General features: G+C 68.1%; 20 protein-coding genes and 2 pseudogenes. 14 read left to right on the forward strand and 8 right to left on the reverse strand.

Annotation, left to right across the window (positions count from 1 at the left end):
* Positions 1-236 precede the first annotated feature (236 nt).
* Both DEU38_RS01475 and DEU38_RS01480 read left to right on the forward strand, forming a co-directional pair.
* A complete protein-coding gene (locus DEU38_RS01475) occupies positions 237-1,124 on the forward strand; it encodes a diiron oxygenase (RefSeq protein ID WP_114718342.1) in 888 nt (295 codons plus the stop codon).
* 12 nt (positions 1,125-1,136) lie between these two features.
* Entirely contained in the window at positions 1,137-2,525 is a 1,389-nt protein-coding gene (locus tag DEU38_RS01480) for an FAD-dependent oxidoreductase (RefSeq protein ID WP_114718343.1), read from the forward strand.
* 75 nt (positions 2,526-2,600) lie between these two features.
* On the opposite strand, the pseudogene DEU38_RS28945 reads toward DEU38_RS01480, so the two are convergent.
* Positions 2,601-2,768, reverse strand: a pseudogene (locus DEU38_RS28945) (pseudouridine synthase); the annotation flags it as partial.
* A gap of 144 nt (positions 2,769-2,912) precedes the next feature.
* Here DEU38_RS28945 and DEU38_RS01490 point away from each other — a divergent pair.
* Positions 2,913-3,899, forward strand: coding sequence for a glycoside hydrolase family 43 protein (locus DEU38_RS01490; RefSeq protein ID WP_114718344.1), 987 nt, complete (start codon positions 2,913-2,915; stop codon positions 3,897-3,899).
* A 1,111-nt stretch (positions 3,900-5,010) separates the two neighbouring features.
* Here DEU38_RS01490 and DEU38_RS01505 read toward each other — a convergent pair.
* From DEU38_RS01505 to DEU38_RS01520, 4 genes and pseudogenes are all read right to left on the reverse strand, one after another.
* On the reverse strand, positions 5,011-5,502 hold the full coding sequence (locus tag DEU38_RS01505; protein WP_114718346.1) for a hypothetical protein: 492 nt from the start codon (positions 5,500-5,502) through the stop codon (positions 5,011-5,013).
* 198 nt (positions 5,503-5,700) lie between these two features.
* The gene (locus tag DEU38_RS01510) at positions 5,701-6,660 is read right to left on the reverse strand and encodes a pseudouridine synthase (RefSeq protein WP_114718347.1); all 960 of its coding nucleotides are present in this window, start codon (positions 6,658-6,660) and stop codon (positions 5,701-5,703) included.
* Positions 6,661-6,796: 136 nt separating this feature from the next.
* Positions 6,797-7,267: a hypothetical protein gene (locus DEU38_RS01515; protein WP_114718348.1), complete on the reverse strand. Its 471-nt coding sequence runs from the start codon at positions 7,265-7,267 to the stop codon at positions 6,797-6,799.
* An 89-nt stretch (positions 7,268-7,356) separates the two neighbouring features.
* Positions 7,357-8,789: pseudogene (locus DEU38_RS01520) on the reverse strand (PLP-dependent aminotransferase family protein).
* An 80-nt stretch (positions 8,790-8,869) separates the two neighbouring features.
* Between DEU38_RS01520 and DEU38_RS01525 the strand changes: the two are divergent.
* Positions 8,870-9,505, forward strand: a complete 636-nt coding sequence (locus tag DEU38_RS01525; RefSeq protein WP_114718349.1) for a pyridoxamine 5'-phosphate oxidase family protein — start codon at positions 8,870-8,872, stop codon at positions 9,503-9,505.
* Between the two features lie 202 nt (positions 9,506-9,707).
* On the forward strand, positions 9,708-10,082 hold the full coding sequence (locus DEU38_RS01530; protein WP_114718350.1) for a hypothetical protein: 375 nt from the start codon (positions 9,708-9,710) through the stop codon (positions 10,080-10,082).
* Positions 10,083-10,205: 123 nt separating this feature from the next.
* Here the strand turns inward: DEU38_RS01530 and DEU38_RS01535 are convergent, their stop codons facing one another.
* Positions 10,206-10,475, reverse strand: coding sequence for a GlsB/YeaQ/YmgE family stress response membrane protein (locus DEU38_RS01535; protein WP_114718351.1), 270 nt, complete (start codon positions 10,473-10,475; stop codon positions 10,206-10,208).
* 389 nt (positions 10,476-10,864) lie between these two features.
* On the opposite strand from DEU38_RS01535, the gene DEU38_RS01540 reads away from it, so the two are divergent.
* From DEU38_RS01540 to DEU38_RS01555, 4 genes are read left to right on the forward strand one after another with little or no spacing between them, the layout of a single operon-like run.
* Positions 10,865-11,875 (forward strand): ABC transporter substrate-binding protein, encoded by a 1,011-nt coding sequence (locus DEU38_RS01540; protein ID WP_114718352.1) that lies wholly within the window; start codon positions 10,865-10,867, stop codon positions 11,873-11,875.
* Positions 11,872-12,711 (forward strand): ABC transporter permease, encoded by an 840-nt coding sequence (locus tag DEU38_RS01545; protein ID WP_114718353.1) that lies wholly within the window; start codon positions 11,872-11,874, stop codon positions 12,709-12,711. Before DEU38_RS01540 ends, DEU38_RS01545 begins: the two co-directional genes overlap by 4 nt.
* Positions 12,684-13,418, forward strand: a complete 735-nt coding sequence (locus tag DEU38_RS01550; protein WP_114718354.1) for an ABC transporter ATP-binding protein — start codon at positions 12,684-12,686, stop codon at positions 13,416-13,418. Before DEU38_RS01545 ends, DEU38_RS01550 begins: the two co-directional genes overlap by 28 nt.
* Positions 13,415-14,512, forward strand: a complete 1,098-nt coding sequence (locus DEU38_RS01555) for an LLM class flavin-dependent oxidoreductase (protein ID WP_114718355.1) — start codon at positions 13,415-13,417, stop codon at positions 14,510-14,512. Before DEU38_RS01550 ends, DEU38_RS01555 begins: the two co-directional genes overlap by 4 nt.
* A 62-nt stretch (positions 14,513-14,574) precedes the next feature.
* Here DEU38_RS01555 and DEU38_RS01560 read toward each other — a convergent pair whose 3' ends face one another.
* Entirely contained in the window at positions 14,575-15,246 is a 672-nt protein-coding gene (locus DEU38_RS01560) for a hypothetical protein (RefSeq protein ID WP_114718356.1), read from the reverse strand.
* A 71-nt stretch (positions 15,247-15,317) separates the two neighbouring features.
* Positions 15,318-16,235: a carboxymuconolactone decarboxylase family protein gene (locus DEU38_RS01565; protein ID WP_114718357.1), complete on the reverse strand. Its 918-nt coding sequence runs from the start codon at positions 16,233-16,235 to the stop codon at positions 15,318-15,320.
* A 165-nt stretch (positions 16,236-16,400) separates the two neighbouring features.
* On the opposite strand from DEU38_RS01565, the gene DEU38_RS01570 reads away from it, so the two are divergent.
* The 5 genes from DEU38_RS01570 (at position 16,401) to DEU38_RS28240 (ending at position 22,539) form a co-directional block, all read left to right on the forward strand.
* Positions 16,401-17,597, forward strand: coding sequence for an RtcB family protein (locus DEU38_RS01570; RefSeq protein WP_174909003.1), 1,197 nt, complete (start codon positions 16,401-16,403; stop codon positions 17,595-17,597).
* A gap of 179 nt (positions 17,598-17,776) precedes the next feature.
* Entirely contained in the window at positions 17,777-18,805 is a 1,029-nt protein-coding gene (locus tag DEU38_RS01575; RefSeq protein WP_181818643.1) for an extracellular solute-binding protein, read from the forward strand.
* Between the two features lie 35 nt (positions 18,806-18,840).
* Positions 18,841-19,833, forward strand: a complete 993-nt coding sequence (locus DEU38_RS01580) for an ABC transporter ATP-binding protein (RefSeq protein ID WP_114718359.1) — start codon at positions 18,841-18,843, stop codon at positions 19,831-19,833.
* Positions 19,830-21,590 (forward strand): iron ABC transporter permease, encoded by a 1,761-nt coding sequence (locus DEU38_RS01585; protein WP_114718360.1) that lies wholly within the window; start codon positions 19,830-19,832, stop codon positions 21,588-21,590. The genes DEU38_RS01580 and DEU38_RS01585 overlap by 4 nt, the downstream gene beginning before the upstream one ends.
* Before the next feature lie 103 nt (positions 21,591-21,693).
* A complete protein-coding gene (locus DEU38_RS28240; RefSeq protein ID WP_174909009.1) occupies positions 21,694-22,539 on the forward strand; it encodes a hypothetical protein in 846 nt (281 codons plus the stop codon).

Below are 22,539 nucleotides of genomic sequence, written 5' to 3' on the forward strand. Positions count from 1 at the left end.
GAACATTTCGTTCCGCGGCCCTGCGGGTTCTGTCGTCTGCATCGGCCACGTACGCCTTCGATGTGTGTGAGCCGGGTTACGCTCGGCCGGCGGGTGTCGACGGTGAAGAGCCGTCGGTGTTCGAAGGACCGCTCCGCCGCGACAGCGCGCCGAACGTGTGGTTCCATGCCCGTGCGCGAGGAAGCCTGGGAACCCCCGTGTCCACACCGGCACGGTGATCGGAGGAGTCGGACACGATGGCAGGTTCCGAAAGCGACGCGATATTCGAGACCCTGTTGGAATCTGCCAAGCGACTGTCGTTCGATTCGAGGAGTCCGTTCGTGTACCGGCCCGAACCCGGCGACGACGAACGCCACGGCATGACGCCGCAGTGGTCACCGCTCTACGGAACCCCGCTGTGGGACGGCATGTCCGAGGAGGAGCGCGTCCGGCTGACCAGGAGCGAGGTCGCGCAGTTCCTGGGCATCGGCATCTGGCTCGAAGTGGGTTTGCAGGTGGCTTTGCTGAGGGCGAGCCACAGCGCGGATCCGGGACGCCCGGACATCAAGTTCCTCTTCAACGAATGCGCGGACGAGAACCTACATTCGTTGATGTTCGCCAACGCCATCGAGAGCATCGGATCCCACTTCTATCCGCGCGACCGGATGCTGGACTTCTTCGGTTGGCTGTTCCGCCACGTCGTGTGGGACGAAGTCGCGTACGGAATCGTCCTCGCCGGCGAGGAGATCTTCGACGTCATGCAACGTGACTGGATGAACAGTGACGACGTCGCGGCACCCATCCGCCGGTCCGCCTACATTCACGTCGTCGAAGAGTCCCGGCACATGGCGTTCGCGCGTCGGAAGATCCGCGATCGATTGGTCGGACGCTCCCGCTTCCGGCGATTTGTCAGCACCATGATCATCGCGGCAGGAATGCACCTCATCGCGAGAAGCCTGATCAATCGCCGGGTGTACGACGAGCTCGGCCTCGACTGGGATGTCGTGAAGGCGAACATCGACGGCAACGAACACCATCGGATGATGTTCCGGAGGGCAGCGGAACCGTTCGTGGAGTTCCTGAGCAGAGAAGGGCTGCTGAATTCCGGCGCTCGATGGATCTATCGAAAGTCGAACCTTCTCTGACTAGGAGTTGTCGTGGCCCACGTCATCCTGGGACATTGCTGTAAGGACGCCTCGTGTGTGCGGGTGTGCCCGCAGAACTGCATCCATCCCGCCCCCGGCGAGGACGGCTACGCGTTCACCGAGACGCTCTACATCGACCCCGACTCGTGTATCGACTGCACCGCATGCGTCGAGGCATGTCCGGCCTCGGCCATCAAATCCGAGCACGCGCTGACCTCGACCGAACTCCCGTACGCCGCCCGCAACAGGGAGTACTTCGTGCAGACCCCCGCCGCACCGCGCTCCCGCCCGCACGCGGTCTTCGAGCTGCCACTGGCCGGCCCGCGCGACCGACTCGAGGTTGCCATCGTGGGATCGGGTGCTGCCGCGATGTACACCGTCCGCGAACTCCTGCAGCGATCGTCGTCGATCCGTGTCACCGTCTACGAGCAGTACGACACGGTCGGGGGCCTGTTGCGTCGGGGTGTGTCCCCGGACCATGTCGGCGTGCGCGAGATGATCCGACTGTTCGACGTGCCCTTCGGCGACGACCGCGTCACGATCGTTCCCGGAACCGAAGTCGGCGTGGATATCTCGATCGAAGAGCTTCGGCGGGGATTCGATGCCGTGATCCTCGCCTGCGGGGCCTCGCAGCCGCGTCAGATCGGCTCCTCCGGTGCCGGTGACGAGATCCACCAGGCCATCGACATTCTGGTTGCCGAGAACTGCGGCACATCCCCGCCGCCCGCACCTGCCGGACCCCGATGCGTCGTGATCGGCGCGGGCAACGTCGCCTTCGACGTCGTCCGCTGGGTCGCGAAGACCCGCGACCGGGTGGCCGCGAGCGAACAGCTCCGCGAACTGGTGATCCTGTCGCGGTCGGCCCCGGACGGCGCCGCCTTCACTCCGTCGGCGTTCTACGAGCTTCTCGACCTCGAGCCCACCGAGGTCCTGATCGACCGCGCCGGCAGCGCACCCCGCGCCGCCGCGGACAGCCCGCTGCTGCACGCGTTGTCGCACCTGCCCTCAACCGATGTCCGCGCCGTGCCCGCCGCGGCGACCGGCGCTGCGGGGCCCCTGCGCATCGTCCTGTCGTTCGGACAGGAAGTGGCCGACCTGGCGAAGACCGAGCACAGCGCCGTCGCGGTCACTACGACCGCCGGCCGGACCTTCCACACCAACTCGGCGATCTGCGCCACCGGATTCACCACCAAACCGATCGACGGCGTCCCGCTCGGCACCCGCGGTGTCGTGCCCAACCGTCGCGGACAGGTGATCTCCCACGAGAGCGGCGATCCCCTCGAGGGGCTGTACGTCGTCGGCTGGGCGAAGCGAGGCGCGTCCGGCGGCGTCGGCGACAACCGCACCTGCGCGGCCGAAACCGTCACACAACTCGCCGCGGACCTTCGCTCACGGGTGTGACGTAACCGCGACGTCAATCTCCGAACTCGACGAGCGCCTCACTCAACGTCCGTCAGGTGACGAACCACCGCGGCACCAACTGTCGCCGAGGATTCCGACGCCGGACGCTGCCAGGTACACGCGAAGCTGGTGCATTCGTCCGGCGTGCGGGCGCAGGATCGTGTGCAGCACAGCACGTCCCGAGGCGCTCACGCCGGTGCCACACACCTCGATCAGCGTCTCGGAGCTGGGTTCGCGGGAGTCGACGTGCAGGATGTCCTCGTGGAATGGCGCCGGTTTCCTCCTATGTGGGCCACTCGCTCGTGTTCGGCAGAGCGGCGTCGCCGCGTCGTCGGTAACGATCTGCTAAGGCCTGTGGCCGAAGCTGGGCGTGGTGCGCCTGCTGTCATGGATGCTGCAGAGGTGACATTCGCCAAGCGAAGCTGTTCCGCCCTATGGGTGGTGATGCTGTGTGTCGCAGGCTTGTTGGTCGCGGCGTCGGGGAGCAGCGGGGCCGCACCGCCGCCGGGTTGGCGATACACGATGGTGGCGTTCAGTAACACCAGTGACCACGACATGGATGTGTTCGAGTCGGGGGACGGCTCCCAGTTCCAGCTCGTCCAACCGTCGGCGTATCGGCCCCCGTCAGGACTTGTGCGTGACCCGAGCATCTTCCGGAACGCGGACGGGCTGTACTACGTCACGTACACGACGGGCGGCGGGGCGAGTATCGGCTTCGCGCGCAGCAGTGACCGCGTCAACTGGACGCACATGGGCAACCTTCCGGTCCCGTTCTGCTGCGCCCTCATGCCGGGGACGGGAGACGGCACGGGTTCGGCGAGCCCGCCCGGCTCCTCCGGGTCGGCGGGGTCGGCCGACGGGCCGTCGCTGTCGCCGTTCGTCAGCAAGGCGTGGGCGCCTGAATGGTTCGTGGACGGCGACCGCGTCAACGTCATCCTGTCGATGTCGACCGGTGGGGGATTCGTGCCGTATCTGATGACGGCGCTGGAACCCTCGCTCCGGCAATGGAGCCTGCCCGTTCCTCTCGCCGGGATCGGAGCCGACCACATCGACACCACCGTGGTCAAGGTTGGATCGACATATCATGCGTTCACCAAGAACGAGACGACCAAGGTCATCGAGCACGCGGTCGCCTCGTCGGTGACCGGTCCCTACTCTTTCGTCCCACCCGGAAACTGGGGCACGCTGGTGGAGGGCCCAGCCGTCGTCCAGCTGCCGAACGGTGCCTGGAGGATCTACCTCGACGCCTACACCGAAGGAAAGTATCTTTATTCCGACAGCACGGATGGTCTGAGTACCTGGTCGCCCGTGCAAGAGCTTCCAGGTTCTTCCGGGAAGGTGCGCCACTTCAGTGTGATGCGAGAGCCGGTATGACACCGACCCGATGACAGGCGCTCCGGGTCCTCCACCGGCAGATCGCGGTAGTACCAGGTGAACTGGTGCGCACCCGATGCCGTGCCGCGGCGGGGGGCCGCTCCGACCGACGATCCCGGCATCGCGGCGGTGGCAGCGTCGATCGGACCGGACGGGTCGATACCCGAGATCCGATCGGCCTCGCCCGTCAACGATGTAGCGAGTGAACGCAATGCGTCGGTATCGACACCCAGCTGATCTCCCAAGGAAATTCTCCCCGTCCTTCTGCCCCGAGCGGCGGTACCGGCCGCGGCCCGGTCCGGGGCTCGCAGCGGAGCCCTGTGTGGTTTGACGCACGCAGGCGGTGAACGGTTCTCTCACGATTGCTGCGGGTTGGTGCCCCCTGTTCGGTCGTGGTCCGACGGAAAGGAGACAGTCGGTTTGCGCGGGGGATGACCACGCAACTCTAGGGAACACTGATGGTTCCGAATCCTGGGTTGACCTGAACCTGGAAGCCTCCCGGGGCGACGACCGAGTCGGTGTCGGCTGTTGCGGTCAGGGTGCCGCTGCCGGTCCGCGGCGACGGGGCGGCTGTAGTCGACGGGCGTTCGGCGAAGCGCCGTGGTTCCGGTAGCGCCCGTGGTCAGATTCAGCCACCTCGCCGACACGTCGGGGCAGGCGTAGGCCGTGCCGAAACTCTCGCGGAGAAGGTTGCCTCGCCGAGTCCACTGGTGGTTGCCGACGGCGTGACGGTCGTCAGCGTTGGTAGGCAAACCCAGGCAGTGAGTGTGCATGCTGTGCCGAACCTGGCCGGAACCTGGAACTCCGTTGTCGTCGCTGGGGGCGGCTGCGGTTCGGCCGACGCCATGGCCGGGGTGCCGAGCGCACCGAGGACGGCCATCGATGCGACGGCACCGGCGACGACCGGTCTAGGAAGCCGGACACAGCGCAAGGCGTGAACCTCCGAAGCGGAACCTGTCCCGACCTGCCGCGGTGTCAGAGTAGCTCGGGAACAGCCTGTGGCGGAACGGATGCCGTGGATTCCCGGTACGTCCGTTGCCTGGTGTCCTCACGGCGGCCGGCTGCGAGCCGGCCGCCTGAGCTGTTCGCGTTTCTGCGATCAGGAGCCGGTCTATTCGTTCGCGAGTGATCCGTTGATGATGGAACCGGTGGCGAGGGAACCGCCGAGCGACCCTGCCGCAGAACCGACCTCGAGAGACCCGACCAGAGGGTCGACCAGGGAGCCGACGTCGAGCGAGCCGAACAGGGAATGGAGAAAGCCGCCGTCCAGCTGGGTATCTTGCGTCCACTCGCCGCACCCGGAGGTGATGAACACGTCGTCGGTTTCTTCGATCTTCACCGTGGTCGGGCCCTTGGTCTTACCGGACGCGATCGGTTCCATGCGGAGCGTTTTCATGGTTCCGCGTACCCAGGTGCAGGTCTGGCCCCCGTCGACGAGTGCGCCTTCGGTGGAGTAGATGCCGGGTCGGATGTCCTTGTTCACGTAATACATCCCAGTCCCTTCGGGGATGGTCTTGGATGCTGCGGAGGCGATTCCCGTGCCTCCGAGGATGATTCCGACCGATGCTGCTGCGACGACGCCGGCAGCGATGGACTTGCGCATTCCGTCTTCTTCCTGAGGTTCCGTGGTGGGTCCCGGCGACTGTAGTGGGCAGTGCCGACCTGTCGGGCGGTTTTGAACACATGTCCTGACGACGCGCTCGCCGAGCGGTGCGCCGCTGGCTCTGCTCGGTCCGACGCAGGTCGGACGCGAATGGTTCCATCACGATTGCTGCGGGTTGGTGACAGACGGTGCCGCGTGTCAACGCCCCGACGCGGGCGCCTCATCCAACGTCCGGCGGGTGACGAACCGCCGCGGCAGCCCCGACAGCGGATCGGTGAATTCCAGTTCCCGGGCGAGCAGTTGGAGTGGGAGGGCATGATCGTCCGGCGCCTCGGGCAGCAGTTCGGGATACCAACTGTCGCCCAGGATCCCTATGCCGAGCGCTGCCAGATGCACCCGCAATTGGTGCATCCTTCCGGTGTGCGGGCGCAGGATCGTGTGCAGCACAGCGCGTCCGGAGGCGCTCGAGCCGGCGCCACGTACCTCGATCAGCGTCTCGGAGTTGGGCTCGCGGGAGTCGTCGACGACGACCCGTAGCTCGCCGCGCCGCGCCTCGATGTGGCTGCGGTAGACGACGGGAACGGCGCGCCCGGCGAGCGCCGGTGCGTCCGGGTCCCACCCTGGCGGTAGCGCCGACACCGCCTCGTAGACCTTCACGACCCGCCGCTTCTCGAACAGTGACTGGTAGGCGCCGCGCGTCGCGGGGCGCGCCGAGAACATCACCAGGCCGGCGGTCGCGCGGTCGAGTCGATGAATCGGCGTCAGGTCCGGGTTGTCGAGGCGGGTCCGCAACCGGACGAGCGCGGACTCGCGCAGGTAGCGCCCGCCCGGGGTGGTCGGGAGGAAGTGCGGCTTGTCGATCACGACGAGGTCGTCGTCGACGTGCAGGATCTCCTCGTCGAACGGCACCGGTTCCTCCACCGGAAGATCGCGGTAGTACCAGACGAACCGATGCGCGCTCAGCGTCGTTCCGCGACCGATCGGACGGCCGTCGGCGCCCACGATCTCGCCGGCGTCGAACCTCCGGAACAGGTCGTCGGCGTCCAGGTGGTCGAACCTCGCGACGACGTATTCCGCGATCGTCGCCCACGGCCCGGACGTCGGGACGCGCAGCCGCGTCGGTCCGACCCCGTTCTTGACAGGTAGCGGGGAGGGCATCGGCACCCGCTCATCATCCCACCGGCTGATCGCTCGGCCGCGCCGCGGGTCGCGACGAGGCACTCACAACGGGCGGTTGCTGCGACAACGGCCGAGAGACGACCGCAGTAACCGCCCGTCGTCGTTGCCGCGTGTCTCAGTGCGCCGGGCGGGGGGATGCGGGAGGGCCCTGGTGTCCTCCTCCGAACGGGTGTTTCCAGCTGCGCTCGCCATCGGTGTGGGCGCTGTCGGGGGCGGCGGGGGCTTCCGCGGTGGTGTCCGCCGCGGCGTGACGGGCGGTGGTTGTCTGCGTCCCGGTGGCGGCGAGTTGGTCGCGTTCCTGGGTGAGTGCCGCCTCGTTGCGGCGCGATTGCTCCAACTCGTTGCGTGCGGCCCGTCCTCGTCTGGAGGCGCGCCGGGCACCCGTGAGTACGAGGCCGAGCCCCAGGAAGCCGACCGCCCCGACGACGATTCCACAGAGGAACAGGGCGCCGGTGGATCCGGTCACGTGGTAGCCGAGCACCGAGAAGTCGTCGGTCAAGGCGTGCTCGACGCCCCCGTTGGAGAGGACGCCGGCAACACCGACGACCACTGCCGCGATGAGAATGATCAGGCCGATGACGATCATGGCAACTCCAGGTGGGCGAGAAGGGTCCGTCCGGGTGGGAGTACCCGTTCCGGGCTCGCCTCACACCTGGACTGCTCAGTTCGGTTGCGTCAGCCGACGTGCTGCCGCACGATGTCCGCGATGGCCGTAGCGACCCTGTCCGCCTGGGTTTCCGGAAGGCACGCGTAACCGCAGACCAGGCCACGGGGACCGTCCGGGTCGGCGCGCAACGACGAGAGCGGCGGCAGGGTGATGCCGCGACCGCGGAGGGCCGACGCGATCGCGGTGTCGTCGGTGTCGTCGGGGAGCATGAGCACCAGGTGCAGTCCCGCCTCGACGCCGACCAGTCGGGCATCGGTGCAGTGGCGCTTCAGCGCGCCGACCAGCGCGCCCCGGCGGGCGGCGTAGGTGCGGGACGCCCTGGCGAGGTGTCGGGTCAGGGCGCCCGACTCGATGAACCGGGCGAACGCGAGTCCGGTTACGGTACAGACGCTCTCGCCGCTGAACGCGAGCGCCTCGGCGACCGGCTCGCGAAGCCCCCGCGGCGGCAGCAGCCAGGTCAGGCGCAGCGAGGGCGTGAGCACCTTCGAGGCCGTACCGATGTAGGCGACGCAGTCGCGTCCACCGTCCAGGCTGCGCAGTGCGGGCAGGGCGGACACGTCGTAGCGGAACTCGCCGTCGTAGTCGTCCTCGATGAGCAGCCTGCCGGCCTCGGTTGCCCACGCGACGAGTCGGGCGCGCCGAGGAGCGGGGAGACGCGCACCGATCGGATACTGATGCGCAGGAGTGCAGTACACGGCCGCGTCGGAGTCGCGCAGTGATCCGGGATCGAGGCCGTCGGCGTCGACATCGACGGAACGCGTTCGGGCGCCGGACATCTGGAGCACCCGGCGTGCCTCGACATAGCCGGGTTCCTCGAAGGCGACGTCACGTCCGGCGAGACCGGCCGCCGCGGTGACGGCGCGCAGTGCGGAAGTCACGCCCGGCACGATGATCAAATCGTCTGGCTCCGAGACGATTCCGCGGGTGCGGCGCAGGTGCCCGGACAGGGCGAGCCGGAGCTCGGCGTGCCCGTCGGGGCCCGCCGGCGCGGACGCGACGGGTGCCGCGGCGGCCGCCCGCCACGCGCGGCGCCAGTCGGTGGTCGAGATCAGGGCGGTGTCGGGGTGGCCCGGGGTGAGATTCCATATCGGCGGGGTCTGCCGTGGCGCGCGAGGCGGCGCGGTCGCCGGCGTAGCCGTGGGGACGTGCGGCGCGGCGCCCGCGGAGGCCGCGGTGTCGGCGCCGTCGGCAATCCGGGTGCCGGAACCCGGCCGCGCTACGACGTAGCCGGCCGCCGCGAGTTCGTCGTACGCGTCGACGACGGAAGCCCTGGCCACGGCGAGTTCCGCGGCGAGTGTGCGGGTCGACGGGAGCGCGTCCCCGGGCTGAGCCTGCCGAGCCGGATCTGCTCGACGATCGCCTCCGCAATGCGATGTCGCAGTGGGGAGGTGCTGACGGGCAGTCGCAACGCAAGGTGCATGTCGGGGGAGATGCGGGACACGACGGTCAGGATAGTGGTCTGCCTGTTCGATGCAGTTCTGGACCTACTGGGTAGTCCGGAAATCGTGGACGATTCGTTGCATGGATCGGATCAGGAGATACCCAGAACTCGCCGGCGACCACCGGCGCGATCTCGACGCGGTGCTCGACGCTGCAGCGGTCGGCACCCTCGCGACGGCCGTGGACGGACTGCCGTGGGTTGTGCCCATGCTCTACGCACGCGACGGTGACCGCATCGTGTTGCACGGATCGACGGGTGCCGGGGCGCTGCGGCAGGTCGCGGCGGGTGCGCCTGCCGCGTTCTCCGTCACGATGCTCGACGGGATCGTGGTGGCGGACACCCTGTTCGACTCCACGGCCAACTACCGGCCGGCCGTGGTCCGCGGGTGCCTCACCGACTTCAGTGGAGACGATGCGGTGCACGCCCTGGACCTGATGTCCGACTCGCTGATCCCCGGTCGCAGTTCGGAGGTGCGGACTCACACGAAGAAGGAACTCGCGGCGACCCTGGCGATGGCCCTGCCCATCGAACCCGGATGCTGGACGGTGAGGGTGCGGGACGCGCCACCGCCCGAACCGTCCATGGATTCCGTCGGATGGGCGGGCGTGGTTCCGCTGCGGACGTCGGCGTGCGAACCGATCCCGGCACCGTGGGTGGGCGCGGACATGCCGGCACCCGAGTCGGTCCGGCGTCTGGTCGCGAACGGGAGCCCCTAGGCGCTCGATCGGGCGGTTGTCGGAACAGACGTCGAGTGACGATCCCGACAACCGCCCGTTCGGCGTCGAATCCGGGCGGTGGTCGCGCCCGCACGGCGTATGCTCGCGCAGCACAGGACGGGTCGGCGGCGCAGGCTCCATCGCGTGGCTGGCCCGATGTGCGATGTGAGGGGACTCGATAGAAACCGTCACGAATCCTTCTGTGGTTGAAGACGGCCCGGGCCGGGTCCTGGTGCGCAGCGAGTTCGCCCCGTTGCATACGGTGGCGGTGTCCCGATCGCAGTTCGGTGCCCCGGACGCGATGATCGAAGGCTGTCTGCGCTTGCCGCACCGCCGGCTCGAGGTGCTGGCCAGCCGAGAGATCCTCGCGGACAGGGCGCTCGGAGGCCGCTGCATCTATGTGGGCGCTACCGCAGCCGGCCGTGCCGGACGGTGCGGCCGACGACCTCGGAGCAGGGCCGTTCCTTGGGGGGCGATCGCGGGATATGGCGTCACCGTCGAGTACGTCGACTTCGCGGTTACCCGCAGCTTCGGCGGGGCGTTCCGGTGCACGACGCAGGTGCTTCACCGGGAATGAACTACCGACCCGAGGCGTCTCCCCGATAACCCAGAGCTCGAGCCGCTTCCAGACGCTCAACGGGTGGTTACTGCGACAACGGCCGAGAGCCGATCGCAGTAACCATCCGTTCTCCGCTGTGAGTCAGTTGGCCGACGACGCGGCCCGGGTCTTCCACCACGACCAGGCGGCCGTGACGATGATGGCGCCGGCGAGGGAGCCGATGATGCCGCTGGGGCGCAGTGCGAGTCCGTCACCGGCGAGGAGGCTGATGACCAGGCCGCCTACCAACGAACCGCCGAGGCCGGCGGCGCAGGCCAGAGCCCAGTCGATTCCGTTCCTGGATCTGCCCATGATGAGCTGGGCGACGACGCCGACAAGCAACCCGAACAGGATGATCCCGATGATCAGCATGGCGGGAGTATAGGCAGCCATATCCGGCGGATTCTCTGTTTTGTCGCAAAGACACGGTCTCCCGATGGCAACAATCGCGGCGGGTATCGAACTGGAGTGATTCAAACTCTTGAACCGCCTGCACAGGCGGGGGCCGGCCGTCGGTGACCGCCCGGGAGCCGTTGACGACCGCAGCGGTGGGGCACAGGATTCGCGGCATGACATTCAGCGTCGACACCCGGGCACACCGGCACGCCGTTCCGGCCTGCTGCGTGGCCGCCCCCTGTCCGCGCTCCTGTTGATGTCGCCGGCCCTCGGGAACTAGGGGCCGTCACTCTGCTCGCCCGCCGGTCGTCCACGACCGCTCGGGATCGTCTGTGCACTCCCCACGTACGTATCGGAGGTTTTCCATGCGTCGTTCGACGCGTCTACGCTTCTCCCTGACCGCCGCCGCGGTCATCGCATCCCTCGCTCTGACCGCCTGCAGCAGTTCCAGTGCCTCGGAACCGTCTGCCACGGCCGGAAACCCGCGGTCCGATGTCACCCTCCGGATCGGTGACCAGGTCAAGAGCACGCAGTCGCTCCTCGAGGCGGCCGGCGAGCTGGACGGCCTCGACTACGGCATCGAGTGGTCCACGTTCGAGGCGGGACCGCCGCTACTGGAAGCGCTGGGCGCCAACAAGATCGACGCCGGTGGCACGGGCGACGTGCCGCCGGTGTTCGCCCAGGCCACCGGGAATTCCGGCCGTATCGTCGCGGTGCAAGCGCGGACCGGCGCCAACGACTTCCTGCTGGTGCCCGCGAACTCGACCGCGTCGTCCATCGCCGACCTGAAGGGCAAGAAGATCGCGGTCACGCAGGGCTCGAGCTCGCACGGCCTCGTCCTCGGCCTGCTCGAGCAGGCGAACCTGCCGGTATCGGACTTTCAGTTCCAGTTCCTCAGCCCCGCAGATGCATTGAGCGCGTTCGCCTCCGGCCAGGTCGACGCATGGGCGGTGTGGAACCCCTACGCGACCATCGGCACGAACACCGCCGGCGCCAAGGTGATCACCGACGGCAGTGAGGTCACCACCGGCCAGTCCTACTTCTCGGCCGCGTCGGAGGCCTTGGCGGACCCGGCGAAGTCGGCGGCGCTGGCCGACTTCTTCCAGCGGTTGTCCCGCGCCCAGGTGTGGGCCGACGCGCACCCGGAGGCGTGGGTGCCGATCTTCGCGAAGCTGACCAAGCTCCCGCAGGACGTTGCGGCGGCGTCGTTCGACACGTCGAAGGGCTCCTACGTTCCGATCGACGACCAGCGCATCGCGAAGCAGCAGAAGCTGATCGACCTGTTCGCCTCGGCGGGACTGCTGAAGCAGGCTCCCGTCGCCGGTGAGTACTTCGACGCCCGGTTCAACCCGCAGATCGAGGAGGGCGGGAAATGACCGCGGTCCTGACGCAGAATGTCGTGACCGTCGCCGCAGCGGATACCGCCGCGCCGACGCCGCCGCGCCGACGCCGTTCGTGGACGCCGCTGCTGCGACTGATCTCCCCGCTGGTACTGCTGGTGCTGTGGCAGGTACTCAGCAGCGCCGGAGTGGTGTCGGACAAGACGATTGCCTCGCCGGCGCAGGTGATCTCGGCGGCCGCCGAACTGTGGTCGGACGGCAGCCTGCAGGACGCACTCGCCGTGTCGGTGCAGCGGGTGCTCCTCGGTGTCGTGCTCGGGGTTGCGCTCGCCGTCGTGCTCGGCGTGCTCGCCGGGTTCTCCCGGATCGTCGAACTCGCCATCGATCCGCCCATCCAGATGCTGCGGACGGTGCCGTTCCTCGGGCTGGTCCCGCTGTTCATCATCTGGTTCGGGATCGGCGAGGAGCCCAAGGTGCTCCTGGTGGCGCTCGGGGTGATGTTCCCGCTGTATCTCAACCTGTTCGCCGGCATCCGGAGCATCGACGGCAAGCTGATCGAGGCCGCGGAGACGCTGGGGCTCAGCAGGTTCCAACTCGCGGTCCATGTGGTTCTGCCCGGGTCACTGCCGCAGGCGCTCACCGGGCTGCGGCTGTCCCTCGGCGTCGCGTGGCTGGCGCTGATCGTCGCCGAACAGATCAACGCGGACGCCGGGCTCGGGTATCTCGTCAACAACGCCCGCATCTACTTCCGCATCGACATCGTCATCTTCGGCCTGCTCGTGTACGCGTTCCTCGGTCTCGCAACCGACGCGATCGTGCGGGCCCTCGAAGGGAGGCTCCTGACATGGCGCAAGACGTACCAGGGGGCGTGAGCGACGCCGTCGTCACCGCCCGCGGCGTGCGACGCATCTTCGGCTCCGACGTCGTCCTCGACGGCATCGACCTGACCCTGCGCCGCGGCGAGATGGTCGCGCTCGTCGGACGCAGCGGCTCGGGCAAGTCGACGCTGCTGAGGACCGTCGCCGGGCTCGACCACGGACACGACGGCAGCATCGACGTCGACGGTTCGGTGGCCGTCGCGTTCCAGGAGCCGCGGTTGCTTCCGTGGAAACGGGTGCACCGCAACGTCTCGCTCGGACTGCCGGGTGCCGACGGCAGGCAGCGCGCGGTCGATGCCCTCGCGGAGGTGAACCTCGCGCACCGTGTCGACGCGTGGCCGCTGACCCTCTCCGGCGGCGAGGCCCAGCGGGTGTCGTTGGCTCGGGCCCTCGTCCGCGAGCCCGAGCTGCTGCTCCTCGACGAACCGTTCGGTGCGCTGGACGCGCTGACCCGAATCACCGCCTACGAGTTACTGATCCGGTTGTGGAAGCGGCGCGGCTTCGCGGTCCTGCTCGTCACCCACGACGTGGAGGAGGCGGTGCTGCTCGCGGACCGGGTGCTCGTCCTCGACGGCGGCCGGATCGCCCACGACGTCGCGGTCTCGGCGCCCCGCCCTCGGCTGCGTGCCGACCCCGACGTGGTCGGCCTGCGCAGCACAGTTCTCACTCATCTCGGCGTTCTCGAAGGGATTCCCGCATGACTCTGCATTTCCATTGGTACCTGCCCACCTCCGGGGACGGGCGGGAGGTGATCGGCGCGCTCGACCCGCAGGAGGCCGCGGGGCGCGCGTCTGCGTTTCGTCCGCCGTCGCTCGACTACCTGTCCCTGGTCGCCAGGACTGCGGAGCAGTTGGGTTTCGAAGCGGTGCTCACGCCGACCGGCACGTGGTGCTCTGATGCGTGGATCACGACCGCGGCGCTCATCCGGGAGACCCGCACGCTCAAGTTCCTCGTCGCGTTCCGGCCCGGGTTGATCACCCCGACGCTGGCCGCGCAGCAGGCCGCGGCGTTCCAGCAGTTGTCCGGCGGTCGGTTGCTGCTCAACATCGTCACGGGCGGTGACGCAGAGGAGCAGCGCCGGTTCGGCGACTTCCTCACCAAGGCGGAGCGCTACCAGCGGACGGGGGAGTTCCTCGAGATCGTCCGCGGTGCGTGGAGTGGGACGCCGTTCGACTTCGCGGGTACCCACTACACAGTCGAGGGTGCGGCGGCACTCCCCACGCCGTCGCCGGCGCCGGGGATCTTCTTCGGTGGGGCCAGCGAGCCTGCCCTGGACGTCGCCGCCCGGCATGTCGACACCTACCTCACCTGGACCGAGCCGCCTACGAGGGTGGGCGCCCTGATCGACGACGTCCGCCGCCGCGCCGCACTGCACGGACGGACCCTGAGCTTCGGGATCCGCGCGCACGTCATCGCCCGCGACACCTCGGAGGAGGCGTGGGCCGAAGCACACAAGCTGGTCGAGCGAATGAATCCCGCGCAGATCGAGCTGGCACGGAACCGCCTGGCACAGAGCGAGTCCGAAGGCCAACGACGTCAGCTCGGCCTGAGCGCCGATCTGCGCAACCTCGAGGTGTACCCGGGGCTGTGGGCCGGGTACGGGCTGGTCCGCGGCGGCGCCGGAACCGCTCTCGTCGGCAGCCACGCGGAGGTGGCGTCGCTGATCCAGGAGTACGCGGCGGTGGGCGTCGAGCACTTCGTGCTGTCCGGTCAGCCGCACATCGAGGAGGCGTACTGGTTCGGTGAGGGGGTGCGTCCGATCCTGTCGCGGCAGGGGGTGCTGCAGGTCGCGTGATCGGTGCACGGCCGAGGACCGGGCGCCACTTCACGTGGCGCGCGGATCCGCGGACTCGGTGATCACACCATCTCGGGCACGTGCAGGTGGGCGATCGCGAGCTCGAACTCGCACACCTCCAGCACCTCGGCTCGGGCCTCACTCAGGGTTGCGTTCCGGATGGTCTCGCCCTGCTCGCGGCTGGCCGCCATCTGCTCGACGCTGTCGAAGGTCACCGAGGACACCGCGCGTCCGGCCGCATGGTCGGCCATCAGACTCGCGCTGCAGAACCCGTCGACCTCGCCCAGCGCGGGCAATGCCGCCAGCTTGTAGACGTCGACAGCGCGCGCCATCGTGCCCGGCTCCACCTTGAACCAGGCCGCGCGGACGCACGCGCCGTGGTGGGACGGATGATCGCGGTGCAGGACCTCGATGTCCCACCGCTCGACGTGCCAGGTGCCGTGGAAGACCTCGGCGGCCCGATCGCGAAGCTGCATGACGGGCCCCTCGCTCTGGCGGAGAGCGTCCTCGTCCATCCACGAACTGGTGGCGATGCAGCGCCCGGAGTCCCGGTCGACCAGCAGCGACAGTCCGGCGCAGCCTTCGATGTCGGCGAGTTCCGGCATCACGGTGTCGCGGACGTGCTTGATGCCGGCGTCGATGAACGAGGGATGCGCCTGGATAGTTGTAGAACGTGCGTACACGATCCACCTCTTTCTGCTCGAGGTGGCGCCCGGGGGCGCCACCGGCCCCATTCCTTACCCCACCTTCCTCCCGCGCGCGGGGCATGGCAATGGCCGGTCAGCGCCGTGCGGTAACCGGTCTCTCAGCCGGGCAGCGCCAGGCCGAAGTCCACCGAGCCGTCGGGGTTGACGTCGTAGATATCGACACCGTCGGCGATGTTGGCCTGATCGGTCCCCGTCGACACCGCGATCTTGTTGCAAGAGTTGCGCATCATGTCGAGCACCAACTCCACCGCCTCGGCGGGTGAGAAGTGTTCGCGCACAGCCGCGATCGCCTGCGGATCGAGATGGCCGGGCTGCCAGGTCAGCCCCTCGGCGAGGCCCAGCCCCGCCTTGTGGCGCGGGGACAGCCCGCCGCTGCGGTAGTCGTCGATCTCGGCGTAGACGGCTTCGTCGCCGCCCGCCAGCAGTGCGGTGCGGTTGCGCAGGGACTTGCACAGCCGGCAGTTGTGCTGGCGGGCCTGGTACAGGCGCACGACCTCGGTGGTCACCGGGTCGAGTTCGCGGAGCCGGGCGACGTCGACCAGCGTGCGCTGGATCAGCGGCCACGGTTCACCCTCGGTGGCCCACTCGATCGGGATGCCCCAGTCGGCGTCGGCGCCCTCGAACAGCGCGTCGAGTCCGGCGCGGACGCGCGGCACCCAGTCGGCGACGTAGAGCGACTGCACGAAGGTGCCGGTCCGGTCGCCGAGCGCCGACGCGAGCGCGCCCCGCATGGCGTCGTCGATCATGGACACGTCGGCGCTGAACTGCTCGGCGAACTCGAGCGGCACCTGGGTGGTCCCGTCGGCGTTCGCGGGTGCGGAGGTCACGGGCGGCGCGGGCAGCGGCGGGAGTGACAGCGTCCGCCCGCACACCTCGCGGGCCCGCGCGACGCCGGAGCCGTCGCCGATGGGTGGGACGAGGGCGACCAGACGGTCGAGCGTGGACGCAACCTCGGGAGCGTGGCGTCGCAGGGCGGTGGCTCCGTGATCGCGAGACCAGTCGTCGTGTCCTGTCATGCCTACCACCGTCCTGTGGATGCGCTCGCCGGTCCCGATCCATTGAACGCCGTCGCGCGGATATTCGCTTGCCCGGGCCCGAAATCGCTCTACGGTGGGACTACCAATCATTCGGACGACGCCGCGGGCGATCCCCGCGCGATCGTCCACGACCGGAGTAGGACAGTGACCCCCACCGAGCACGGCCACAACCTGTTGAACTTTGCCAGCCACGTCGACGACACCGCCCTTGCACAGGCGCGGGAAACCGCGTCCATGCCGTTCGTGTACCCGCACGTGGCGCTGATGCCGGACGCGCACAGCGGCAAGGGATCCGCGGTCGGAACGGTGATCCCGACCCGCGGTGCGGTGATCCCGGCGGCGGTCGGCGTCGATATCGGCTGCGGAATGATCGCTGCCCGAACCCAGTTCGACGCCGGTGACATCGAACGAGCCGGCGCCCGCGGCCGGACGCTCCATGCACTCCGCCTGCGGCTCGAGGATGCAATTCCGTTGTCCCCGGGCAACTACAACCTCACGGCATCCCTCGGGGAATGGTTCGCGGAGCCGAAGATCGCGGAACTCGAGGAGCGCGCGGCGAAGGACGGCGTGGACCTGTCGCACTCCCCGAAGTGGCGTGAGCAGTTGGGGTCCCTCGGTGGCGGCAACCACTTCATCGAGCTGTGCCTCGACGAACAGGATCGGGTGTGGATGTTCCTGCATTCCGGGAGCCGAGGAGTGGGCAACAAGATCGCACAGAAGCACATCGCGATCGCCCAGAAGCTGTGCCGGACATGGCACATCGAGCTGCCCAACCGGGACCTCGCCTACCTCGCGGAGGGTGCGCCCGAGTTCTGGGCGTACATCCGGGAACTGCGGTGGGCGCAGCGGTTCGCGCTCCTGAACCGGGCCGAGATGATGGACCGCTACAGCGCGGTACTGGGGGAGTGGATCGGTGAGGGGGTGGTCGAGGCTGAGCGGATAAACAGTCACCACAACTACACCGAGCAGGAGGAGCACTACGGCGAGAAGGTGTGGCTCACTCGCAAGGGCGCGGTCAACGCCCACGAAGGAGTGGACGCCGTCATCCCGGGTTCCATGGGCACCCGCTCCTACGTGGTCCGGGGGAAGGGCAGCAAGCCCGGACTGTGCTCCGCCCCGCACGGCGCCGGCCGCAGGTTCTCCCGCACACAGGCCCGGAAGCGGTTCACCGTGGCGGACCTGGCCGAGCGCATGCAGGGGATCGAGTACCGGCACGGCGCCGAATGGATCGACGAGATCCCCGACGCCTACAAGGACATCGACGTCGTCATGGACGACGCCCGTGATCTCGTCGAGATCCGCCACGAGTTGCGGCAGATCCTCAACCTGAAGGGCACCTAGAAGGTTCGTCGACCAGGGGCCCGGGATCGTTCCCGGGAACGATCCCGGGAACGTTCCCGTCTGTTCACTCAGCGGTGCCGATGGCGCCACCGCCGTGTCGGTTCGACCATTGACGATCACTTTCGGAACGAGGTCCCCGAGAGTGAGGTCGTGTGATGGTGAAGCGGTCGGTGTTGGCAGTGGGTGCAGCTGCCTTGGCGGGTGTGCTCGCACTTGCTGGGTGTTCGTCGGGTGGTGGAGGGGAATCGAGCGCGGATTCGATCCTGGTCTATTCGCCGCAGGGCGAGGGGCCGCGAGGTGAGTACATTGCGTCTCACGCCAAAGATGCTCTCGGTCTCGATGTTTCGTTCGTCTCCGGTGGCGGCGGCGAGCTGACCGAGCGGCTGCTCGCGGAGAAGAACAATGCCCAGGCCGATGTCGTTCTCGGGCTCGGCGAGGCACAGCTGAACCAGATCGGGGCTGCCGGTGTGCTGGCCGACTACTCGCCCGTCTGGCGAGATCTGGTGCCCGGCGAGTTCGACTCGGGCACCGGGGCCTTCACCCTGTTCTCGCAGACTCCGATCGTGATGGCGTACAATCCGGCAGCTCTCGACGCGGCGCAGGCGCCACGCAAGTGGGAGGATCTGGCGGACGAGCGGTTCGCGAACAAGTTCGTGTTCCCGAGCGTGACGAGTCAGACCGGGCAGGCTGCGGTCGCGGGGATCTTGTGGCTCCACACCGACCGCGAATCGGGTGAGGTCACGGATGCGGGCTGGGACCTGCTGACTCGGATTCTGCGGAATGCGGTACCGGTCGCATCGGGCCAGAAATTCGACTGGAACCGGGTCACCTCCGGAGAACAGCCGGTGGTCGTGAACTGGCTCGGCGGCATCGAGACCGGCGCGAAGGACAACGGGCTGGATCTGCGTGTGGTCGATGCCGAGGGTGGTTCGCCCTTCGTGTCGACCGGCATCGGTCTGGTGGCCGGCAGCGATCGCGCAGATGCGGCGAAGCGCTTCATCGATTGGTTCGGGTCGGCCGAGGTCCAGGCGGACTTCGTGAAGACGACCGGCAGCGACACCCCGGTGAATCCGCAGGCGCTGGCGCAGCTACCGGAGGCCGAGGCGGCACTGGCGGAGATCGGCAAGCAGGACATCGACTGGGGCGTCGTGGCGCCGCGAATGTCGTCGTGGCTCGAGCGGATCCAGCTCGACATTCTCGGCGGCTGAGCGGTGCCGGTGCAACGGGGAGTGAGTGTCCGACGATGATCGGTATCAAGGGTGTACAGGTCCGGTACGGCGACAAGACAGTGATCCCCCCGCTCGACCTCGAGGTCGGCAGTGGCGAGTTCGTGGCGCTTCTGGGGCCGTCCGGGTGCGGTAAATCGACCCTGCTCCGGGCCCTCGGGGGATTCGTCCCGATCTCGTCGGGCTCCATCGTCGTCGACGGTCGCGACGTCACCGCGGTCGAACCGGAGCGGCGCGGAATCGGCTTCGTGTTCCAGAGCTACGCGCTGTTTCCGCACCTGACGGTGGCGCAGAACGTGCAGTTCGGGTTGAAGGTGCACAGGCTGCCCAGAGCCGAGGTCGTCTCGCGCACCGCGGAAGTCCTTGAACTGACGGGACTGGACGCGTTCGCGAACGCGACGCCGAGTGAACTGTCGGGGGGTCAGCAGCAGCGGGTCGCGATCGCCAGGGTCCTGGCAACGAAGCCGTCGGTGATGCTGATGGACGAGCCCCTGTCGAATCTCGATGCACGGCTGCGGGTCACGTTGCGCGATGAGATCAAGCGCCTGCACCGCGAGCTGGGTGTGACGACCGTGTACGTCACCCACGACCAGGAAGAGGCGTTGGCGCTGGCAGACCGGGTGGCGGTGATGAACTCCGGCCGCATCGAGCAGGTCGACAGCCCGCACGCGGTCTACCACTCGCCGGTCAACCGCTACGTCGGCGAGTTCGTGGGCTCGATCGACGTGCTCGAATCCGGGACCAGGGCATTGTTCGGCGTGGCCCGGGGAGGTCAGCTGGCGCTACGTCCCGAGCGGTTGCGGCTTGCCGACGGAGCCGGGCTCGACTGCGTGGCCGGCGGCACCGTCACCGACGCCGCGTTCCTCGGCTCGACGACGCGCTACCGCGTCGAGATCGGCGGGCAGGGACTGACGATGCTCGCCGGCTCGGACCGCAACGCGGTTCTCCACGTCGGTGACGAAGTGCGGTGCGGTTTCGACCTGCCCGATCTGATCGAGCTGTCGGCATGACCGGGACGACGGCGACGCCGACCGCGACGACGACCTCGCGGTCCGGTGGCCTCACCCGCCGTGTGAAGCGACTGTTGTTCGCCGCTGCGGTCGCCGCGTTCGGGTGGTTCGTCGTGACGTTCCTGTTCTTTCCGAATCTCAGCGTGATCGATGCGGTACTGCGCTCGGACCACGGATCCGTCGGACAGGTCGCGTCGAGGTTGATCGACTCGGGCCGGGTCGTGGGTGCCGTGCGCGACACTCTGGTGATCGCGGTGATCTCGACGGTCACGGCGAACGTGGTCGGGATTGCTCAGGTGTTCTTCCTCGAAGCCTTCGCGATCCGTGGAAGGGGTTTTCTCACAGTCGCCTACGCGGTGCCGCTGGTGTTCGGATCCATCGCGGCAGTGACCGGATACGCGATGGTGTACGGCGAGAACGGGCTCATTACCCGAACTCTGCAAGCAGTGATCCCGGGCCTGCCCGATGACTGGTTCTCCGGGATGGGCGCGGTGATCTTCGTGCATACCTTCACCATGACCGGGTACCACTTCCTGTTCCTGCGGCCGGCGATCCGGCGTGTCGACTTCTCGATGGTCGAGGCGGCCCGGTCGCTGGGAATGCGGCCGCTTCCGGCTCTGTTCCGGGTGGTGCTTCCGGTGCTGAAGCCGACGATCCTGGCGTCGGTGCTGATGGCCTTCATCTCGACTCTCACATCGTTCGCGGCGCCGACCATCCTCGGTGGGGCCGAGTTGACCATGATCGCCCCGATGATCCAGTCCCTGTCGGGGCTGGGGCGCATGGACATGGCCGCGCTGCTCGGACTGCTGCTCGGCGCGGCGACGACGGTGTTGCTGGTGTGGGCGCTGCGTCAGGAGCGCCGCAGCGGTGCCGTGATGTCGAGCAAGACGCCGCGGCCGTTCGAGCCGATTCGGCTACGCGGTCGGGGTACGAAGTTCCTCGCCTATGGGGCCGCGTACCTGCTGGCGATCGTCAATCTGGCCCCGCTGGTGGTGACGGCGCTGCTGTCGCTGGCTCCGGTGGAGGCGATCCGTCGCGGCGAGATCAGTCCCGAGCTCACGGTCGAGCACTACGTCCGGATGCTCACGAACCCGACCGCCTATGAGCCACTGGTCAATTCACTCACACTCGCCGTACTCGCCATCCCGCTGGCGCTCGTCATCGGAACAGTCGCTGCGCACCTCTCGTATCGGTCGCGACGAAGGTTCGTCGGTGACGTCATCCAGCTCACGATGTTCCTGCCGTACTTTCTCCCCGGAATCCTCGTCGCGTTGGGGTTCCTCATCGCCTTCGGTGCGGGGAGTGCGCTCGTCGGCGGTCAGGTCCTGGTCGGCACGTACTGGATCCTGCCGCTGGCGTATACCGTCCTGCTCCTACCGGTGGTGTCGCGCTTCGTCACCGCCACCTACGCCGGTCTCGATCCATCGCTCGACGACGCGGCCCGGTCGCTCGGCGCAAGCCCGACGAGAAGGTTCCTGACGGTGATCCTGCCGGCGTTGACGCCAGTGCTCCTGCAGGTCGCAGCGTTGGGGTTCAACGACACCCTCTCCGAGTACACCGTCTCGGTGATGCTCTACAACATCAACAACAAGCCGCTCGGTGTCACGCTCGGAACGCTGGCTGCCGAACAGGATCCGAACCTGGTGGGCCTGACCACCGCCTACGTCGTCACCATCACGGCGCTCTCGATCGTGGTCGTGCTGTTCGCCGATCGCATGGCGCTGCGGGCATCCAGACGTGGGGTCGGCCGACGATGATCCACCAACTATCCAGACGAACAGGAGCTGTCCTCCCGTGCCCGTGAGTCCCGCACCCATCCCCTGCGTCGGAGGGGTTCAGAGTGCCGAACCCTGCGCCCTCGTGGAGCTTTCCGGGGAGAACGCCTACGCGCAGGAATGGTTCATCGCGCCGAAGAGTGCCGTGTCGGCGTGCGAGGACGCTCTCGTCGTCACCGAACACTTCGCCGCCGTCGTCGACGGAATGTCGAGCCCGCTGCGCGACAGGGGACAGGCCCCGAGCGGTCGGCTCTACGCCGAGACCGTCGCCAGGGAGATCGCCCGGCTGGAGCCGAACGTGTCGGCCCGCCGTGCCGTCGACACGATCAGTCAGGCGCTCACACACATCCGGCCCGATCACGCCGGCCCGTCCGGTGCCGTCGCCGCGGTCTACTCGCGGGCGCGCCGCGAGATATGGAGGATCGGCGATATCCACCTGCGCATCGGCGACCGGGTAGTCCCGGGCGAGAAACGCGTGGATCAGGCTATGACCTTGTTCAGAGCGGCAGTCGTTGCGGCCCATGCGGCGGCCGGAGAGTCTCTCGACGCGCTGCGCGATCAGGACCCGGGGTTGGCGGCGAGCCGGCCGTTGCTCGAACTGCAACACCACCTCGCCAACCGGGACGCCGCCTTCGGCTACGGAGTGCTCGACGGCAGTGCCGTCCCCGACTGCCATATCGAGGTGTTCCCGGTCGCCGGCGCCGCAACCGTGGTCTTCGCGAGCGACGGGTATCCGGGGCCGGCGGCCACGCTCGCGTGCGCCGAACGCGAACTGTTCGCCGCCATTGCACACGACCCGGCCTGCATCGGCGAGCTGGCAGCCATGGGCAAGCCGCTCCGACCGGGCGCCGAGACCCCCGACGACCGCACCTACCTCCGGTTCGACCCATCGAGTTCGTACGCCGGTTTCGACACAGAGAGAGAGTCCTGA

The organism is Rhodococcus sp. AG1013 (assembly GCF_003350365.1).
Taxonomy (GTDB): Bacteria; Actinomycetota; Actinomycetes; order Mycobacteriales; family Mycobacteriaceae; genus Prescottella.

Coding starts and splice junctions, on each gene's coding strand:
- DEU38_RS01475 (WP_114718342.1), top strand. CDS start 237: ATGGCAGGTTCCGAAAGCGACGCGATATTCGAGACCCTGTTGGAATCT.
- DEU38_RS01490 (WP_114718344.1), top strand. CDS start 2,913: ATGGATGCTGCAGAGGTGACATTCGCCAAGCGAAGCTGTTCCGCCCTA.
- DEU38_RS01505 (WP_114718346.1), bottom strand. CDS start 5,502: ATGCGCAAGTCCATCGCTGCCGGCGTCGTCGCAGCAGCATCGGTCGGA.
- DEU38_RS01510 (WP_114718347.1), bottom strand. CDS start 6,660: ATGCCCTCCCCGCTACCTGTCAAGAACGGGGTCGGACCGACGCGGCTG.
- DEU38_RS01515 (WP_114718348.1), bottom strand. CDS start 7,267: ATGATCGTCATCGGCCTGATCATTCTCATCGCGGCAGTGGTCGTCGGT.
- DEU38_RS01525 (WP_114718349.1), top strand. CDS start 8,870: ATGGATCGGATCAGGAGATACCCAGAACTCGCCGGCGACCACCGGCGC.
- DEU38_RS01535 (WP_114718351.1), bottom strand. CDS start 10,475: ATGCTGATCATCGGGATCATCCTGTTCGGGTTGCTTGTCGGCGTCGTC.
- DEU38_RS01540 (WP_114718352.1), top strand. CDS start 10,865: ATGCGTCGTTCGACGCGTCTACGCTTCTCCCTGACCGCCGCCGCGGTC.
- DEU38_RS01545 (WP_114718353.1), top strand. CDS start 11,872: ATGACCGCGGTCCTGACGCAGAATGTCGTGACCGTCGCCGCAGCGGAT.
- DEU38_RS01550 (WP_114718354.1), top strand. CDS start 12,684: ATGGCGCAAGACGTACCAGGGGGCGTGAGCGACGCCGTCGTCACCGCC.
- DEU38_RS01555 (WP_114718355.1), top strand. CDS start 13,415: ATGACTCTGCATTTCCATTGGTACCTGCCCACCTCCGGGGACGGGCGG.
- DEU38_RS01560 (WP_114718356.1), bottom strand. CDS start 15,246: ATGGGGCCGGTGGCGCCCCCGGGCGCCACCTCGAGCAGAAAGAGGTGG.
- DEU38_RS01565 (WP_114718357.1), bottom strand. CDS start 16,235: ATGACAGGACACGACGACTGGTCTCGCGATCACGGAGCCACCGCCCTG.
- DEU38_RS01580 (WP_114718359.1), top strand. CDS start 18,841: ATGATCGGTATCAAGGGTGTACAGGTCCGGTACGGCGACAAGACAGTG.
- DEU38_RS01585 (WP_114718360.1), top strand. CDS start 19,830: ATGACCGGGACGACGGCGACGCCGACCGCGACGACGACCTCGCGGTCC.